Annotated in this window: 14 protein-coding genes and 3 pseudogenes; 4 read left to right on the forward strand and 13 right to left on the reverse strand. The window is 51.1% G+C overall.

Features of this window, described 5'->3' with window-relative positions; genetic code table 11:
- Window positions 1–11: 11 nt before the first annotated feature.
- From ACTJKB_RS12465 to ACTJKB_RS12490, 6 genes are all read right to left on the reverse strand, one after another.
- Complete coding sequence (locus ACTJKB_RS12465; protein WP_074088430.1) at window positions 12–386, reverse strand: winged helix-turn-helix transcriptional regulator; 375 nt, start codon at window positions 384–386, stop codon at window positions 12–14.
- Between the two features lie 140 nt (window positions 387–526).
- The gene (locus ACTJKB_RS12470) at window positions 527–1,915 is read right to left on the reverse strand and encodes an ABC transporter substrate-binding protein (protein WP_440834334.1); all 1,389 of its coding nucleotides are present in this window, start codon (window positions 1,913–1,915) and stop codon (window positions 527–529) included.
- A gap of 90 nt (window positions 1,916–2,005) precedes the next feature.
- Window positions 2,006–3,655 (reverse strand): response regulator, encoded by a 1,650-nt coding sequence (locus ACTJKB_RS12475; RefSeq protein WP_440834752.1) that lies wholly within the window; start codon window positions 3,653–3,655, stop codon window positions 2,006–2,008.
- Window positions 3,633–5,405, reverse strand: a complete 1,773-nt coding sequence (locus ACTJKB_RS12480; RefSeq protein WP_440834336.1) for a sensor histidine kinase — start codon at window positions 5,403–5,405, stop codon at window positions 3,633–3,635. Before ACTJKB_RS12480 ends, ACTJKB_RS12475 begins: the two co-directional genes overlap by 23 nt.
- Window positions 5,406–5,452: 47 nt before the next feature.
- Window positions 5,453–6,271, reverse strand: a complete 819-nt coding sequence (locus ACTJKB_RS12485) for a carbohydrate ABC transporter permease (protein ID WP_440834753.1) — start codon at window positions 6,269–6,271, stop codon at window positions 5,453–5,455.
- A 90-nt stretch (window positions 6,272–6,361) separates the two neighbouring features.
- Window positions 6,362–7,258 (reverse strand): carbohydrate ABC transporter permease, encoded by an 897-nt coding sequence (locus tag ACTJKB_RS12490; RefSeq protein ID WP_440834337.1) that lies wholly within the window; start codon window positions 7,256–7,258, stop codon window positions 6,362–6,364.
- Between the two features lie 234 nt (window positions 7,259–7,492).
- Between ACTJKB_RS12490 and ACTJKB_RS12495 the strand changes: the two genes are divergently transcribed.
- Together ACTJKB_RS12495 and ACTJKB_RS12500 are read left to right on the forward strand one after the other, a co-directional pair.
- Entirely contained in the window at window positions 7,493–10,042 is a 2,550-nt protein-coding gene (locus tag ACTJKB_RS12495; protein ID WP_440834338.1) for a heparinase II/III domain-containing protein, read from the forward strand.
- Window positions 10,043–10,094: 52 nt separating this feature from the next.
- Complete coding sequence (locus ACTJKB_RS12500; protein WP_440834340.1) at window positions 10,095–10,415, forward strand: cupin domain-containing protein; 321 nt, start codon at window positions 10,095–10,097, stop codon at window positions 10,413–10,415.
- 89 nt (window positions 10,416–10,504) lie between these two features.
- Here the strand turns inward: ACTJKB_RS12500 and hxlB are convergent, their stop codons facing one another.
- On the reverse strand, window positions 10,505–11,062 hold the full coding sequence (hxlB, locus tag ACTJKB_RS12505; protein ID WP_074110293.1) for a 6-phospho-3-hexuloisomerase: 558 nt from the start codon (window positions 11,060–11,062) through the stop codon (window positions 10,505–10,507).
- Window positions 11,063–11,069: 7 nt separating this feature from the next.
- Entirely contained in the window at window positions 11,070–11,702 is a 633-nt protein-coding gene (hxlA, locus tag ACTJKB_RS12510; RefSeq protein ID WP_074110292.1) for a 3-hexulose-6-phosphate synthase, read from the reverse strand.
- 207 nt (window positions 11,703–11,909) lie between these two features.
- Here hxlA and ACTJKB_RS12515 point away from each other — a divergent pair, with 207 nt between their 5' ends.
- A complete protein-coding gene (locus ACTJKB_RS12515) occupies window positions 11,910–13,358 on the forward strand; it encodes an MATE family efflux transporter (RefSeq protein WP_440834341.1) in 1,449 nt (482 codons plus the stop codon).
- Window positions 13,359–13,386: 28 nt separating this feature from the next.
- Here ACTJKB_RS12515 and ACTJKB_RS12520 read toward each other — a convergent pair.
- Window positions 13,387–14,160: pseudogene (locus ACTJKB_RS12520) on the reverse strand (IS5 family transposase).
- Window positions 14,161–14,220: 60 nt separating this feature from the next.
- On the opposite strand from ACTJKB_RS12520, the pseudogene ACTJKB_RS12525 reads away from it, so the two are divergent.
- Window positions 14,221–14,432, forward strand: a pseudogene (locus ACTJKB_RS12525) (transposase); the annotation flags it as partial.
- Window positions 14,433–14,638: 206 nt separating this feature from the next.
- Here the strand turns inward: ACTJKB_RS12525 and ACTJKB_RS12530 are convergent.
- The 4 genes and pseudogenes from ACTJKB_RS12530 to ACTJKB_RS12545 form a co-directional block, all read right to left on the reverse strand.
- Complete coding sequence (locus ACTJKB_RS12530; protein ID WP_167374749.1) at window positions 14,639–15,127, reverse strand: PadR family transcriptional regulator; 489 nt, start codon at window positions 15,125–15,127, stop codon at window positions 14,639–14,641.
- A gap of 48 nt (window positions 15,128–15,175) precedes the next feature.
- On the reverse strand, window positions 15,176–16,018 hold the full coding sequence (locus tag ACTJKB_RS12535; protein WP_440834343.1) for an NmrA family NAD(P)-binding protein: 843 nt from the start codon (window positions 16,016–16,018) through the stop codon (window positions 15,176–15,178).
- Window positions 16,019–16,445: 427 nt separating this feature from the next.
- A pseudogene (locus tag ACTJKB_RS12540) lies at window positions 16,446–17,249 on the reverse strand (IS5 family transposase).
- A gap of 175 nt (window positions 17,250–17,424) precedes the next feature.
- Entirely contained in the window at window positions 17,425–18,762 is a 1,338-nt protein-coding gene (locus ACTJKB_RS12545; protein WP_440834344.1) for an extracellular solute-binding protein, read from the reverse strand.
- Window positions 18,763–18,833 lie beyond the last annotated feature (71 nt).

Genomic DNA, 18,833 nt, shown 5'->3' on the forward strand with positions numbered 1-18,833 from the left:
CTATCCCATTGCTATCTCTCGCCTGGAGGGATGTCCTTCCAGATTACATTCTCTCCGTAGTTTTTGCCCCAGTCATACATCATATGCAGCACAGGAAGCAGACTTTGCCCGTACTCCGTCAAAGAATATTCCACTCTCGGCGGAACCTCGGCATACACTTGTCTGAATACAAGCTGATCCTCTTCCAGCTCACGGAGCTGGTTGGTCAGCATTTTCTGTGTAATATGGGGAATCAGCTTCTTCAGCTCGCTGAAGCGTTTGGTCCCTTCCAGGCCCAGATGCCACAGAATAATCAGCTTCCACTTCCCGCCAATGACAGCAAGCGTAAGCTCCTTCTCGCAGTTGATTTCCTTCAGGTTAATACGGTCCTTAATCTCCGTTGCCAATTGAAACAGCCCCCTTCCTTCTTAATCATACTACAGATCACCAGGGAGACGCACATGACTGCGGAGGCGCCAAATATGGCTCCATATACGACACAGACCGCCAGCTTGTAAGCGGGCGGTCTGTGTCCATTTCTTCAAATCTACTTGTCAGCTAATGATCCCTGCAGACTGACCGAACTGAAATCCGGTTGCGCTGCAATATCAGTGTCGCCCGCAGCCTTGGCTTTTTCCAGTGCCGCATTGTAGCGGGTATTCAAGTCCTGGAGCTCCTTGTCCAGATCACCGCCGGCAAAAATATATTTGTTGAAGACATCGACTTTTTTCATTCCTTCGAGACGTCCTTCGGTAATGACCATCGGTGTTGCAGGATAAATCCCGTCAAGCTTTGTTGGCAGGAAGGCCTCGATACCCGCAATGTCCGGTGCCTTTGCCACAGCGGCAACCGAAGGAATAACCGAAACCCCGTATCCGCCTTCCTGGTAGGCTATCTGCACATCATCACTGTACATCCATTCGATAAATTTCCAGGCCGCTTCCTTTTGGACTGAATCTTTGCTCATAGCCAGATAGCTGCCGGCGATAACCTGACTGGCACCGTTCTGCTTGCCATCCACAGTCGGGGGGAGTGCTGCTGCCCAGCGGATATTCGTCGGGAATTGGGTTTTGTAGACACTCGGTTCAACAGAATGGTTGAAATACATGCCGATCTTGCCTTGGGCGAACTGCGCACGCAGCGGGTCGATATCAAGTGATTCCGAGCCTGGCATCATACTTCCGTCCACCTTGATCTGCCGCAGTGCCTCGGCAACCTCCTTATACATGCCAAAGTCGAACTGGCCGGTCTGGAAGTTGAACCCCTCTGTGCCCACAGTCTTGCTAAGTGTTGTTATTGGATAAGCAATGCGCTCAAATCCGCTGGCGCTTTTGAAGTTTCCGGCGAAGCCGTAAGCTCCGCTGTCCTTACCCACTTCCGTGATCTTCTTGGCATCCTCAACCATCTCGGCCAGGTTCTTCGGCGGGGTAGTGATGCCGGCTTTCTCGAACAGATCCACGTTGTAGATCAGGCGCCAGAACTGGCCGATGTTCGGCAGGGTGTATATTTTTCCGTCAACGGTATTTTTCTCATTGATGAGTACGTTCTCGAAGCGGCTTTTCATCTCCGGTGTAATGTAGCTGTCGAAGGATTCCAGGTAGCCTTTTTTGACCCAGGTAGGCACATTGCCCGTATCTACACGGAGAATATCCGGCGCCTGCTTGCTGGCGAAGGCAATATCCACCGACTGGGTGTAGTTCTCCGCCATCACCTTCATTTCAATATCGATATCGGGATGGAGACCCTCGTATTCACTGATCTTTTGCTCGATAAAATCAGAGTCATGACGGTCGATGGTCCAATAGACCAGCTTTGTTTTTTTGGCGGCGGCGTCATTTGGTCCGTTCTCCGCTTTTTCATTCGATGACGAACAAGCCGTCAGTGAACCGGCCAACAGCAGCGAAGCCCCAGCCAGCATCCATTTATTTCTTTTCATCTAAATTGCCTCCCTTTTCTCTTGTAATCGCATTCATTTCATATGAGAAGTATAAAATGCCAGCCTGATTGTAGGTGAAGGAGAAAACAACTATTCAGGGGAGACGAAATCACTGTTTCCCTGCTCATGGGCTGAGGCATATTTTGCGCGAAAGTCTGTCGGCGTCAACCCGGTATATTTTTTGAACAGCTCGGTAAAATAGGGGCGGTCCTCATACCCCAGAGAGACGGCGATGTCTTGAACCTGCATGCCTTCCAGCACCAGTTCCTTGGCCTTGTCCATTCTTCTGCCGATAATAAATTGGGCCAGTGTCATCCCCGTCTCCCTTTTAAACAGATTGGAGAAATAACTGGGACTGAGATGGACCGCTCTTGCACAGTCGGCTACCGACAGATTCTGATGCAGATTTCCATTGATATGGGTAATGGCCTGCTCCACAAGCACGCGCGCGTCGCTGGACTGGCGTATGTGCACATACGCACAGCCCTGGCTGCAGAATTCCCGGATCTGTCTGCGGAGCTCTTCGAAGGAAGCCGCACCATTCATGTCGGCGAGCTTTTTTTCCAGCATTTTGACTTCGGCATCCGATGCTTTTTCCGAGAATATCCGATGGATGGAATGGGCGAGCTCAAGACACAGCGTTTTGACAATGGCCGGGTTGGGAAGTTCCGATGCCGTAAGCCATTCATCCCAAATGTCATCCAGCTGCTCCTCTGCTTTGGGCAGGTTCGCCGAGCGCAGGCAATAGAGCAGCTCTTTCTCCTTGTCATACGAGTATCTTGGCAGTACAGTATCCGACTCTGTGCCCTCAGCATAGCGGTACACGCTATTCCCGCCGGTAAAAAAGGTGTTCGCAAGCGCGGACAGTGCCTGTGCGTAGGAAGAAGCCAGCTGCCCCGCCTCTTCCACTTCTCCGCCCAGCCCGATGGACACCGTCTGGTACGTATGCCGTCGTACGTTCTCCCGGCATTTCTCTGCAAGCTGTTCCGTATCCGGTTCGGTAGGAGGATTCATGACAATGATGAACTGGTTGACATGTTCGCGGAACACGATCCCCTGCGTATAGCCCGCTATCGTCTCTTCCAGAATATTCTGCACAGCAAAGCGGATCAGCTCCACCTCGGATACCGGCAGTTCAGCCGTACGTTCCGCAAAAAAATCCATTTCCGCCACCATCACACAGAAGTGATGACTGTTCATCTTGATGGCATAGAAATCCCACTGCTGGCTCCGGTGCTGCTGCCGGGTGCCGTAGCGGATAAGCAGACGCATATACTCCTGACGCAAATAGGGCAGACTCTCCCGCAGCTTTTGTTCCATCCCCCGCATCTGTTCGGCCTGGCTGCGTTCCCGCTCCAGCACCTCTTTGGCCTTCAATACGGATTCAAGCACCTGAAACTTGGTATAAGGCTTGACAATCAGATCAAAAGCCCCGAGCTTAACGGCTTCCTGGGCATAGGAAAAGTCAGAATAGCCGGTCAAATAAATCAATTTGATGCCCGGCTGCTCTGCCTGAATGATCCGCATCATCTCCAGGCCGTCAGTAAAAGGCATTCGGATATCCGTCAACACGATATCGGGGCGGTGCTTGCGGATCTGTTCCAGACCCTCTTCACCATCGGCCGCCGTGGCTGCAACCACAATCCCATGCTCCTCCCAGGGAATTCGCTGCGATAACCCGCGGACCACTGCGGGAATATCATCGACAATGCATATTTTAATAGACTGGGCGTTGTTCAGATTTCATTCCACCTTCCATAGGAATTGATAGAACCGCTGCGGTTTCAATAAGGGGACTGCTGCGAAAGACCAATCCGGCCTCTTTGCCATAGTACAGCTGAAGACGGCTGCAGATATTAGAGAGTGCATAACCTCCGCTGCCACCAGGCTCCTTCAGACAGGCATTCAGCTTATCCGCGTCCATACCGGCTCCGTTGTCGGTGACCCGGATCAGCAGTAGATTCTCTGTCATCTCCACAGTGATCCTGATCATGCCCCCTCCCCGCAGTTCCTTAAGCCCGTGCAGAATGGAGTTCTCCACCAAAGGCTGGATGATGATTTTCAGCACAGGAAGCTCCAGCAGCTCTGCTCCAGCTGAAATGCTATATTCGAATAGCCCTTCGTAGCATTGCTGCTGGAGGTTCAGGTACTGGCGGACATGCTCCAGTTCTTTACCCAAAGTCGTAATTTCCTGCCCGTTGTTCAAACCCAGCCGGAACAGCGCAGACAGCGAAATAACCATTTGTTTCACATCTTCATATTCATCCATCTCACATTTCCAGAGAATCGTGTTCAGCGTGTTATATAAAAAATGAGGCTCAATCTGCGCCTGAAGCGCCTTGATCTCTGCTTTTCTCTTTTCCTTTTCCGTATCCTTGACTTCAAGAATCAGCTCACCAATCCGGTCCAGCATCTGGTTGAATTTGCGGCCCGCATCCCCGATCTCATCCTGAAAGGGACTCAGGAACCGGGCCGTCAGATCCTCCTGCTCTACACGCGACATCGTCTTCTGCAGGTTCAGCAGCGGGCCCAGCAGCAGGGCCGACAGGTATCTCGCAAGCAGAAGCGCGATGACAATACATACCGCCATGATCATTAGCACCAGCCACTGGATGCTGCGAACAGGCTGCAGCAGCTCCCTCTTGGACAGGTAGCTGACCAGCACCCAATCGTCCGCATACCGCGAACCGGCATAGCTGACCAGCATTGGCCCGTCACCGGCAGAATATTCGAAATTCCCGCTGTCCGCCTCCATCAGTTTGTCCACAAACACAGAGGCCCGTGTCCATTCGGGACGATTCCTATCCCCGAAGACGCTTGCTCCCGCTTTATTGATTAACAGAAACCGGGCGGAGCCGAGGCTGGCTCCTCCGCTTACAGCATCCTCCATAATGTCCTCTTTAACATTGACGGTCAGAAATACATCCGGGACGTAATTCTCTGTCAGCGGCTGCAAAAGCAGGGAAATGACGTGGTGGTTCCCGGCAAACAGCTCATCCCGGTGGCTCTCCACCCAATTGGATTCCGGATTGTCCTTAATCCGCTGGTACAGCGAGGATTCCATAAATGGCGTCCCTGTTCTGCGCTGATTACCGGTGGAGTAGAAATCCCCGTCCGGCGTACTGATCAGGATGGATTCAATGGAGTTCTCCGTCAGCTCGGCCTGCGTGAAGGGGCCTTGCAGCAATGAGAAATTGGCAAAAAAGCGGTCCGTATTGTGGGCTTGGATATCCCGGATGGTCTGCTTATAGGTTTCACTCAGCATCATCGTCGAGGAAGCAACTATAATTTGCTTCAACTTCTGGTCCAGCACATTGACCGATTGGTTCAATACATTTTGATTAAGTGCGATGGAATTGCGCTCCATCGCCCGTGAAGCAATGGAGTACGCCCAAAGACCGGTGACGGAGATGCAGAACACCGTCAGCGCGGCAAACGATAACCATATTCTCTTCTTTAGCGAGGTCCGGTAAAGCCAGGCCTTCAGCATGTATTCACACCCTTCTTGAATAGCTGTCCGGAGCCCGCCGCCTGACCTTAGCCCTTTACGGAGCCTGCGGTCATCTGCATGAACGATTTATTGGCAAAGATATAGACAATAATCATGGGCAGCATGGACAGACATGCACCGGCGAGCATTAATTGAGGCTGCGCTGCATCGCCGATGCCATATTTGAGTCCCGCCAATCCTACGGTGAGTGTCTGCAAGGCGGGCTGTGTCATGGTAAAGACCAGCGGCAGGATATACTCGTTCCATGCTCCGCGGAAGGTCCAAAGCGCTGTGACCCCTAAAGCGGGTGTCAGGAGCGGTAAGATAACACGAAAGTATACGCTATAAAAGTTGCAACCGTCAATAAACGCGGCCTCATCAAGCTCCTTCGGAATGGCCCGTACAAAACCAATCAGCATAAAGAATGCTGTGGCATGGGCACTGATCAGAATGATAATTACACCCCAGAGTGATTTCTGCAAATGAAGCGATACCATGAGGTCGAACTGGGGCCGCAGCACCACAGCGCCGATCGAGATGAACAGCGTGCAGGACTGGATCACAACATACAAGCGTTTGCCGTAAAAGTCGACTCTCGCCACTGCATAAGCAGCCATCGTTCCAATTAATAGCGTACCTATAGTGGTAAACACGCTGATAAATACACTGTTCCAGGTAAAGCGGGCAAAGTTGGCCGAATTCCAGGCCTGCGAATAGTTTTCGAACTTCCATTCCTTCGGCAGTAAAGTGGTTCCCGTCGTCAACTCCAGGTTGGTTTTGAGCGATCCGAAAAACGCCAGAATAATCGGGAACACCGCAAAAGCCGCCACCAGGAGCAGGAAAATCCACAGCACTGTCCGGGACAGCGCCGCTCGGGTCTTGACGGAGCCGGAGGTCTGTGCCGAAGCGATTTTCGTTTCCGCATGTAATGTACTCACTGTTCATTCTCCTCTCTTTTAATAGATGTCATTCAATTTCTTGGATACATAAAAGTAGATCAGGGTGATCAGACCCACAATAACTGCAGTGGCAAAACCGACGGCACTGCCGTAGCCGAACTGCTGGATGCTTGTGCCTCCACTGGATACGGGGAAAAAGAGCTTGTAGAGATACAGGTACATGACTTCCGTCTTGCCATAAGGCCCGCCCTCGGTAAGCACCATGATACTCTCGTAGCCTTTGAGAGAGACGGTAATGGCCAGCATAATGATCATTTGCAGCACAGGTCCAAGCATGGGGATGGTGATGCTCCACATTTTTCTCAGCGGTCCGGCCCCATCCAGGGAAGCCGCTTCATACAGGTCTTCGGGAATGTTCTGCAAGCCGGCGATAAAGAGCAGCATGTAGTTGCCGACGGCTCCCCAGATCGCGATCATAATCGCCGTCAGCAAGGCGTATTTCGGTCCCAGCCAATCTATGGGAGAAGAAATAATCCCGGAGCCTAACAGCAGCTGGTTCACCATTCCGTTGTAGGAATTGAAGATCACATAGAACACGATTGCCATAACCGAAGCACTGATTACAGTCGGCATAAAATAAATCGCCCGGAGCAGCTGCCGCCCCTTCAGTGCACGGTTGAGGACAACGGCCAGCACAAAGGACAACGGCAAAGTAATCAGCAGCTTGCCGCCAGCATAGATGAAGGTGTTGACCACCGACTGCCAGAATTCCTTGTCCCGGAACAGGCGCTCGAAATTATCCAGTCCGATGAACAGCGGTTCGCCAAAGCCCTGGTAATCATAGAACATGTACTTTAGAGCCCAAAAGATGGGATACACTCCAAAAATCAGCGTCAGAATCAAGCTGGGAGCGACGAAGGTCCAGGCATTAATTTGACGTTTCGATTCATTCATTATTGTTCCTCCTGTCATTGGTCTAAGCATCTGTCCTTAATGATAATTCGCTCCGTTCATAACGGTTAGGGAGAAAGCGACTGCCCTTGGGGGAGAATTTCACTTTTTCAGTTGCTTTGTCCCCTTTCTTCCCTTTGTTTATCCATCCCGCCCTTTGTGAATGCACGGCTATACTAATAAAAGAAAGAATCGCCAATGAATCATGACAACTTTACAGGGAGGTTTGAACTACCGATGAATTCAGCACACGGCGGCGGTGCCGGGATCCGCCCTTTCGGCTGCTATACCCAAGAGCAGCTGCAGGCCATTCGCTGCAGAATTGAACAGTTTCCGGCGGTCCTGCAGGAATACGAAAGACAACGGCGGCTGTCCGGGCAATTTACGGTCCGGGAGGCGGCTGCTCCGCTTCACAGACTCGGCGCGTTCCGGGTAGAGCCCTTTGTCTTCGAAATCCCTTCCGGTGCCGCATTTCTGAAGCTGGCTATACAAATCCGGGGACAGGGCATTGCCCGCATCGGCGGCCTGCGCCTGACTCATTCCCAGCTGGGTTTGCCCATTGCACTGGCGAATGGCGGCTTGCAGTATGCTCTGTCGGGATGGTGCCAGGAGCCGGGTAGCGGCAGCACTGCCTATCTGGAGCAAATGCCAGGGGGCCGGAGTGGTCTTCAGCCTTCGGGCGTGACTCCGGCGGGAAGTATTCCGGATGAGGATATGCAGTGTATCCGGATAAGCAATACGGAGGAATCTGAAATGACGGTCCTCCGTTACGAGGAGCTTATCCCTGTACGCGAAGGGGATCATTACAGCATGCAAACAGCACTCAGCCTGGAGGCGCCTCTGAGCGGAGGAATCCGCGCCGAGGTCCGTTTCCTGAATGCTGCGAAGCAGCCGCTGGGTCCGGAACTGCTCTCCCCCCCTTTTAACCGGCCCACGCTGACCAATTGGGCATACCTGCTTGAGGCCGCGGGTGCAGACGCCAATATGTATATGATCTTAGGCGAAAGCAGATTTGCGGACCAAGCCAAGCAAAAGCTGCTGTACATGCTGGCAGATATGCAGGTAGGCATGGATATTTTCCGCAGAGACGGCTGGCATGACGATGATACCTATGGTGCGGTGCATATCGGGAGAGGGCTTGCTGCAGCTTCGGTCATCTATGATCAGATCGCTGGCAGCGGTGTTCTCCTACCCGAGGAGGAGTCTAAGCTTCTCGCCCACTTCCGCTACATTGCCGCAATGATGATGGATACCGGCTACTACCGGTTTGATCTGGAGACCTTCCCGGACGAGAAGGGCGGCAAACGCAGCAACTGGAATGCGGACCGGGCGACCGGACTGGGCGTGTATGCCCTTCTCTTCCCGCAGGAGGAACAGAGCGGAGCCTATCTTGATCATGCCCTCTCTGTCATCGACTGGCAGCTTACGGAAGTGGTGGACCCGGACGGCGCTTGGCCGGAGAACATCCGCTACCACGGAGCCGTGCTGCACCGCTATTTTCTCTTCTTCGTCCTGCTGAAGCGCTTGAAGGGCGTTGATTATTTCAAGCATGACAAGGTAAAGGGCATGTACCGCTTCCTTATGGGCACGGTGACTGCAGCAGATACCATTCAGGGCGGCGCTTCCGGCCCCCCGGTTCTGCTTACACCAGCTGTTGGTGATGCCAATGTACAGGAGAAGTGGTTTCGCCTGCTCGGCTATGCGGCTCCGTTCTATACGGAGGAAGACCCGCAGCTTGCCGGGGAAATGATCTGGACCTGGAAGCGCGGCGGTGCACCCGTGGAGGATAACGGAGCGTTTCCTCTGCCGCTGGTCGCTCTGCTGTATCCGCAGCCGAACCTCCCGGAGCAGCAGCCCGCTCTCGGCTCCGTGCATTATCCCGATATCGGCTATGTCATCTTCCGCAGCGGGGAGCAGAATCTGCAGCATTATGCGATCTATGAGGCTTCGCCGCTGACTTACCATGCTCATCACGATGAGGGGCATTTCTCCATCTGGGCAAACGGGATTCCGGTAACACTGGATTCCGGAACAGGAGGCTATTACAACGGAGACCGTCACTGGTATGTATCCGGCGCAGCCCATAATGTTGTCCAATTTGCTGATAAATCCGGAAGATTCACCAACGGCCCGCTGCAAAGTGAGTGCAAGGAAGTCCGGTTTTCAGCAGAGCTGGATTATGCAAGAAGCCGCATTCCGGATGCGAATGCCGGGGAGTATGAGCGTAATTTTGTTTTCATTAAGGCAGGCTTTGATGTGTACCTGGTCTGGGACCGAATCGAGGGGGCGGCAGACAGCGTATGGAATCTGCATACGCTTAGCACAAGGGCAGAAATAACAGAGCAATGTATTGATGCAGCATGCCTCAGCAGCATGCGGATGAGCGCGCACATTGCCGAGCCTGTCCGCCCGGTCATCACCATGCACGATGGGGCCTTAGGCGGGAATTATCCGCTCGCAGCACAGCAGCATTTCCGCGTGTACGGCGGTAACAGCGACTATGTAATTCTGCTGCATCCCCGGACAGAAGGCACTCCACCATTGCAACTGGAGCAGCTCAATTATGGAGAGGCTGCCGAAGGTGTGCGCTTGTACAAGATCACCCGGTCGGACGGGGCGTGGTGTATCGCTGCCATCAACGGTACCGGGCAGAGCCATCATATTATGGTCCCGGACCTCGGACCGCTCAGACTGCTTGGAGAGCCTGAGACAGCAGAGCCAGGACAGCCTAAGCAAACGGGCCTGAGACTTGAGGCAGGCAGGATTCACATCGCAATGCCGCGATAAGCGGCAAATGCCCGGATAATGCACACATTAAATAGATGGAGGAGAATAGAAGATGAGCAATCTTGGAGTATGGGAACCGGCAGAGCCTGGAGTCAAACGCTGTATTCTGAATGCGGCAGCAAGTCTGATGATGATGGAGGTTCATTTCGAAAAAGGGGCCGAGGGCTATGAGCACAGTCATCCCCACGAGCAGATGAGCTACTGTCTGCGCGGAAGCTTTGTGTTCCGCATTGACGGCAAGGAGCACATTGTTAGCGCAGGCCAAAGTATTGCCATACCGTCAAATGCTAAACATGGCGTAACAGCCTTGGAAGCAGGATCAGCGCTGCTCGATGCCTTCACACCTATCCGCGAGGATTTGCTTAAGCGCTAAGGGGTAGGCCGTAAGATAGATCAAGAATCTGCCAGCTGTACACAATCAAACACCGCCTATCCGGATTCTTTGGACAGGCGGTGTTATTTTTATTCCAGATTGGCGTGGTTGCCGAACATCCGGGTGGAGGTCTGGCCGGTCTCTTCCATCATCCGCAGAATCACGGCATCGTAAAAGAGCAGCAGGGTCTGTTCAAACAGTGAAGCCATCGGCTGGATGGTGATATGACCTCCGTCCGTCTGTTCCTTGGGTGCACCCGGCAGCTTGACGGTTTGATCAGCCAGCCGGCCAATGGATGACTCCGGGAAGATCGTTACAGCCACAACGGCGGCTCCCGCTGCCTTAGCTTTGCCGGCCATGGACAAGAGGCTGGCCGTCTCACCGGAACCGGAACCCAGCACCAGCACATCTCCCGGCCCGATTCCTGGTGTTACCGTTTCACCGACCACGTAGGCTTCCTTGCCGATGTGCATCAGCCGCATCGCAAAGGCCCGGCCCATAAGACCCGAGCGGCCGGCACCGGCGACGAAGACCTTGCCGGAGCGTAGCATCAGTGCTGCAAGCTGCTCTGCCTCTGCTACTTCAAGCTGCTTAGCCGAACGCTGCAGCTCATTCACAATTGCCTGTGCATAGCTAACCGTGTCCATAAGCGGATCAGGCCTGGCTGACCAGGCGCTTCATTTCCGCCGCCGCAGCCTTCTGATCGCTTTCACCGGTAATGCCGCCGCCAACGATCACCAGATCGGGACCGGCTGCAATCACTTCAGGCAGCGTGCCCAGCTTGATGCCCCCGGCAATCGCCGTTTTGGCCTGCTTCACTACACTCTTGATAGCCTGCAGATCCGCGAAGGAGTTTTTGCCTTCAGCCTGATGGTCATACCCGGAATGCACACAGACATAATCTACACCAAGCGCATCCACTTCGGCCGCTCTTCCCTTGATATCCTTGACGTTAATCAGGTCCACGAGGATCTCACGGCCGCTTTTCCTGGCTTCCTCTACCGCCCCTTTAATCGTTGAGTCATCGGACACACCAAGTACGGTCACGATATCCGCACCTGCTTCAGCTGCCTTCATCACTTCATACCCGCCGGCATCCATAATTTTCAGATCTGCCAATACGGTCAAGGCTGGAAAAGCTTCCTTCATCGCCTTCACCGCATGCAGGCCCTCATTAATAACAATCGGTGTTCCAATCTCCACAATATCTATGAATTCAGCTACCTCCGAGACAATATCCTTCGCCCCTTCAATATTTACAAGGTCCAGCGCTAATTGCAGCTTCATCTATTCGACTCCTTTTAATATATTTTAGTAAGTGCTTCACCTATTGTAGGTGCATAGATTCATTAAGGGAAGTAGGCACTTTGCCGTGTTGTAGTTACTCCAAGGATACTATTGTGCCTGGTAAAGGTCCGATTACGGGAGTGGTCAAGAAACTCATGTTGGTTTTTTTCAGAATTTTCGTAAATATACTGCATTTTCATAAAAGCTGTGCTAACATACACCTTGTTTACAGCTGACAGTCAGCAAGAAATAACTAAAAGAAGGTGTGTAATGAACCAAACGAAACACCAGGAGTTTAATTTGATTAAGCTGACCTGGCCTATATTTTTGGAACTGTTCCTCTTTATGCTTATGGGAAGTGTGGATACGTTCATGATTAGCTCGGTATCGGATGATGCGGTGTCCGGTGTAGGCGCAGCCAATCAGATTATTACTATGGCTATCCTCGTACTTAGCGTAATCGGCAACGGTGCAGCCATTGTCGTGTCCCAGTATCTCGGATCGAGGAAGCCCAAAGAGGCTGCAGAGGTCACCGGTAATGCCATTACATTAAATCTGGCCGTAGGCATTATTCTCAGCACAGCTCTGCTATTCTTCGGAGGCTCGCTGCTGCGCGCGCTGAATGTCACAGGGGACATTCTCGTACATGCCAAGGTCTATATCCATATTGTCGGAGGCGGGATTTTCCTGCAGGCGCTGCTGAATGCCCTGGCAACGACCATCCGCACACACGGTTTCACCAAGCAGACCATGATGGTCTCCCTGCTGATGAATCTCATTCACGTAGCCGGTAATTACCTGTTGATCTTTGGACATTTTGGCCTGCCTGCGCTGGGTGTGCAAGGAGCGGCAATTTCCACGGTAGCCAGCCGGCTCATTTGCCTTATTCTCTTCTTCCTGCTGCTCTACAGAATTATGGAGGTGCGGGTAAAATGGACGTATTACATTCATCTCTCCAAAAAATATGTCATGCAAATTCTCAAAATCGGTATCCCGTCCGCGTTTGAATCGGTGATCTATCAATCCTGCCAGCTGATTTTCACCTTATATATTACGTATCTGGGCGCCGAAGCTATGGCTACCCGCCAATATGCGCTGAATATCTCCAGCTACATCTTCTTGTTCAGCGTTGCTGTATCTATGGGGACCTCCATTATTGTAGGACATCTCGTCGGAGCAGGGCGGCCGGAGGAAGCTTACAAGCGGGTGTTCAACAGTGCAAAGTGGGCGCTGCTCGTCACGGTTATTATTGATGCTGCCGTCATCTTCCTCCGTATTCCGCTGATGGGTCTATTCACAGATAACATGAATATCGTCACTATGGGTGCCCAGGTTATTCTGCTCAGTATCTTCCTGGAGACCGGACGAACCTGCAACCTGGTCATTATCAACTCCCTGCGCGCCTCGGGCGATGCCAAATTCCCTGTCTATATGGGTCTTATTTCGATGGTCTGCATCAGTCTGCCGCTCGGCTATGTGCTGGTATTCCAGATGCATCTGGGACTGGCCGGGGTCTGGCTGGCGACTGCCTTTGATGAATGGCTCCGTGCGGTCATCATGTATTTCCGCTGGAAGAGCCGGGCTTGGGAAAAGCATAGCCTGATTAAGCACGAGACTTCGGAGGCTGCTGTCCCTTCCGCTGCACCGGCACATTGAGTTTTACTAGGTCGTGTCTGAAAACTCTTCATTGAGTCAAATTGAAAATGGCAGCTACGTATACAAACGCCAAGAATGACTTGGCCAATTTGTCGTAACGAGTAGCCACACGGCGAAAATGTTTGATTTTATTGAAAAAGCACTCCACTAAGTGGCGTTCTTTGTACCGATACCAATCGACTTTCTACGGGTTTTGACTATTCGCTTTAGGCGGGATGGTTTAGGATGCCTGCTTAGCTGTAATCCAATTTCGAATCGCTTCGGAGCCATAGGCTTTGTCGCCAAGAATATGACTTCCTGTAATTTCAAGCCTCTGAAGTAAATCAATCGCTGGAACGGAATCGTAGACTTGACCACCAGTCAGAAGAAAAGCGAGAGGGTTTCCTAATCCATCGACGACGGTGTGAAGTTTGGTTGTCTTTCCGCCACGACTGACGCCGATGTGCTGATTTACTTCGTGGCCTTCAATGTTTTTTTAGCACCGGCACTATGTTGATAGGCTTTGACGGATGTCGAATCAATGCTCAAGTTTTTAAAGTCAGGTTCGACCTCAAGGCTTGAAAGATCCCAACAAGCAGTCCGGTATCTTGCCACTTGCAAAAGCGACTGTAGACCGTTTTCCATGGACCATAGCGTTCTCCGGTAAATCGAGCCAAGCAGCACCACTTCGAGCGATCCATAGAAAAGCGTTAAACATGGTTCGTTCACTTAATTTTGACGGACGTCCTGTTCGGTAGGGTGGAAACATCCCCTTAATTTGATCCCACTGTTCATCGCTTATTTCGTACCGTCTTTGAATCATGTTTGACGCTCCATTCGTTTTTCTCAAATCTTACCATGTTATTTAGTTTTCAGACACATTCTAGATGTTCTTGCGGCTGAACCGGATGCTGAAAGTGTCATGATCGATGCCTCCATTGTCCGCGTTCACCAACACGGCGCGGGAGCAAAAGGGGGCAGCAATTCCAAGCCATCGGACGATCGCGCGGAGGGTTAACCTCCAAGATCCATGCGGTTGTGGACTCCCTCGGCAACCCGCTGAAATACGAAGTTACTGCTGGCAATATCAACGATTGTGTGACCGGTTAATAATGGCGTATTTAAATTTCAGACTTTTTCCGGTAGTTCTTTTCATTATTCCAGTAATCTATTTGTATCAAAAAAAAAAATCAGATTTTTTACGCAAAAAACCCCCTTGTATCTGCGGCATTCAGCAGATACAAGGGGGTTTGCGCTTCAAATACCAATATTCAATTCATCTTCCCCGACAGTGCACTGCCCTACTGTTCCAGCAGCACCTGAAACCATTTTAGGTTCAATTCATGGTGCGCTCTGACATTATTCATCATCGACTTTGCAGTATCGTAGATCCTGTCTTGCTTGGCATCCAGCACATGATCAATTTCAGCAATTTTGCGCCGTGTCTGCTCCATCTGCACCGCTACGGCCGACTTGAATTGCCCAGGATCATATTGGTGGGCAAACAGCGTGGTCATATAAAAGGCTAACGTAATATCGTCCGTCTGCAGCGAATATTTGGCCATGAGCGCTGTGAAATGCTCGTTGCCCTGCGGTGTAATCTCGTAGATGTACTGTTCGGGATAGTTATTAACGCTAACGACTTCAACCAGCTGGACCAAGCCTTCCTCCGCTAACTTCTGCAGGTTGTAATACAGCGATCCCTTCGTCATATGAACAAGATACCTGTAATCCCGTTCCTTGAAGACATTCAACAATTCATAAGCGCTGGATTGTCCGCAATCCTTCAACAGACCCAGTATTAATAAGGGTATAATGATAATTCCTCTTTCTATCGATTATTGAAAATCACGGAGATGCTCAGCGATCCATTCTCTAAACGTATAAGGCTCCCGGCCAAGAATCGTCAGCACCGTGCCGGTCACGCCGAGCTGATGCTTGACTGTATACTCCCAATCCTGGACTCTAAGGTTAATATACTCTTCAGCAATGTAGTTCTTCATATACGAACGGAAGTCCCCGATCGTCTGCTCTTCCAGTTCAAGCGATTGTCCCAGTTGCTTAGAGATTTCTGTCAATATGTTCCTCTGGCTAAGAATATTCGCCCCTGTAAGCGTCAAGACCTGCCCGGAGAATTTGCCAAAATCGGTTAGAACCACACTGATAACTTCGGCAATATCTGTTTCATGCACACTGGCCAGCTTAGCCTCAAGGGCCGGTAACCGGATCTTCCCCTTATTGTATCTAAAAAGGTCCCTCCAGTAAATGGTGTTGTGCATGAAGGCCTCGGCCCGGATAAAAACATACTGAAAGCCATACGCCTGAATTTGATCCTCGACCTTTTTATGTTTAAGGGCATTCTCGTTGTAACCGGCATCCGACCGGTTAATGGAAGCTGAGGATAAGAATACAATGTTCCGGACGCCCTTAGCCCGAGCAGCCTGCAGAATCTCTTCGGCATCATCCAGCAGGATCAGGAATAAGGTCTCAACGCCGCGCAGGCTGTCTGACCAGGCGCTGCAATCCTTGATATCGCCGGTGACGACAATCATATGATCTGTCCGATCTGTTAACAGCCTCTCAGGTGTTCGGGTGAGGGCTTTAAATTTGACATCCTTAAGCTTGAGGTAATTTACAACCCGATTTCCAACGGTTCCAGTTGCTCCAGTAATAAATAGCATTATAAGGACCTCTTTTCCAATATATTAGTCTAATTAGACCACAAATCATAATATAGTCTAATTAGACTAATATAGCAAGGAATATTATACAAAGAACACAGCCCCAGGGGACTGTGTTCTGATAGTACGCCCAGCATGGGCGTCATCTCTAGGGTGATAGTCCTGAACGAGGGCTGGCGAGCGCCTACCGTTAGTCAAAGGCAAGGGTGTTCACCGTGAGGTGGATCTGAAGGAAACCGGAGGCAAAAGCACGGGCCAAGGTACACGAACTGGATTTGAGGCTGTGTCAGTCAGATGAGTCACCTATACATGACGAAATCCAAAGCCGCCAAAGGCTTGCGCGTTAAACTCGAGTGGTCGCGGGCGGAAAGATGGCATTCTTATCTGGGGAAGCCTACCGGATATGCAAGAAAAAAACTATGGTTGACTAATTACTAGAACGTGTCTGAAAACTCCTCATTTGAGTCAAATTGAAAATGGCAGCTACGTATACAAACGCCAAGAATGACTTGGCCAATTTGTCGTAACGAGTAGCCACACGGCGAAAATGTTTGATTTTATTGAAAAAGCACTCCACTAAGTGGCGTTCTTTGTACCGATACCAATCGACTTTCTACGGGTTTTGACTATTCGCTTTAGGCGGGATGGTTTAGGATGCCTGCTTAGCTGTAATCCAATTTCGAATCGCTTCGGAGCCATAGGCTTTGTCGCCAAGAATATGACTTCCTGTAATTTCAAGCCTCTGAAGTAAATCAATCGCTGGAACGGAATCGTAGACTTGACCACCAGTCAGAAGAAAAGCGAGAGGGTTTCCTAATCCATCGACGACGGTGTGAAGTTTGGTTGTCTTTCCGCCACGACTGACGCCGATGTGCTGATTTACTTCGTGGCCTTCAATGTTTTTTTAGCACCGGCACTATGTTGATAGGCTTTGACGGATGTCGAATCAATGCTCAAGTTTTTAAAGTCAGGTTCGACCTCAAGGCTTGAAAGATCCCAACAAGCAGTCCGGTATCTTGCCACTTGCAAAAGCGACTGTAGACCGTTTTCCATGGACCATAGCGTTCTCCGGTAAATCGAGCCAAGCAGCACCACTTCGAGCGATCCATAGAAAAGCGTTAAACATGGTTCGTTCACTTAATTTTGACGGACGTCCTGTTCGGTAGGGTGGAAACATCCCCTTAATTTGATCCCACTGTTCATCGCTTATTTCGTACCGTCTTTGAATCATGTTTGACGCTCCATTCGTTTTTCTCAAATCTTACCATGTTATTTAGTTTTCAGACACATTCTAGTTCTCCGATAATGATTTCTGTTCAAAAAAATGGGATGCCCCGCAAGCCTCGATCCGGCTGCGGGACATCCCATTGTGCTTTTTGACGACCATTTGCTTTCAGATGAACGGCTCAAGTCCCTTTCTCCACCGCTTCTTTATGCTTGGCTGCGAACTGCTCCGGCGTTACCGCCTTGCCGAACAGCGCCTGAATCATATCCAGGTGGACCTGAGCGGCATTCGGCTTCATCTGCACATCCGCAAACAAAGTAATGCTGCTCGCATGATTGAGCTCGTTCAGCAAATCCACATACAATTGAGGCAGCTCGGAATTCGAGGTATCTACTTTGGTCGCCGGAATAACACCCGCTGTCGTTACAGAATCCTGGCCCCATTTGGATACGAAGTACTCGACGAAGGCTTTAGCTTCTTCCTTCACCTTGGAAGATTCGGCTATGAATAGGCCGACACCAGGACCGCCCACCCAGCTGTTGATATTTCCTTTTCCGCCATCGACGGTAGGGAACTTGAAGAACCCCACCTTATCCTTAAATACCTGCGGAATTTCCGGGTTAGTAGTAAAGTTGGGCAGCTCCCACGTTCCTGTCAGATACATAGCCGCTTTTTCACTCACGAACTCCGACTTGCCCTCCTCGTTTGACAATCCGTTGAACCCCCTATTGAAGGCGTTCATGTCCACCAGGGTCTGCACTTCAGCCGCAGCCTTGATCAATCCCGGGTCATCGAATGAACCTGAACCATCGGTCGCTTTTTTCAGGGTGTCGCTTCCCGCGATCCGGTCGGCCAGATACATATACCACAATGAGCCGGTCCAGCGGTCTTTGTTGCCCAAGGCGACAGAAGTCACTCCGTTATACGAGAGTATTCTCACAATTTGCTTGAATTCCTTATACGTGGTCGGAACCCGTAGACTGTATTTGGCAAAGATGTCCTTGTTATAGTAAATAGGCGAGATGTTCAGCTCGATGGGCAGGGCATAAGTCTTGCCGTCCACTGCATAAGCTTCCGTAGTGCCGGCTACAAATTTGTCCTTCAGCTGCTCCCCGTACAGGATATCATCCAGCGGAGCGAATAATCCGCCCTTCACGTAAGGCTCCATGAAGCCTGCAGCCCAAGTAATGCCGACATCCGGCAGCTCGTTTGCGGCAGATAGTACCTTCAGTTTGTTCTTATACTGCTCATTCTCCAGCACTTCCTGCTTGATCGTGACGTTCGGATGCTCCTTCTGATAATCGTCAATGATCTGTCCAACCAGTTTATTCTGCTGAGCCGAGCTATCCGCCGGCCATAAATGCATCATCTTGAGAGTAACCTTTTGCGCCGGTGCATCACCTGGTGTCTGGGACGTAGGGCTGGTCCCGGCTGAATTGTTTCCCCAACCGCAGCCCGGCAGAACGAGTGCCAGCATAAACGTCAATATCAGGCTTGGGGTTAGTGTGTTCCTCCGCATTCCTATATAACCTCCATGATTTGTTGTGCGGGCGAATGTAATCGTTCTCATACACACTCTAGCATCGCGGC

It is taken from the genome of Paenibacillus sp. 22594, assembly GCF_052044425.1.
Lineage (GTDB): Bacteria > Bacillota > Bacilli > Paenibacillales > Paenibacillaceae > Paenibacillus_AQ.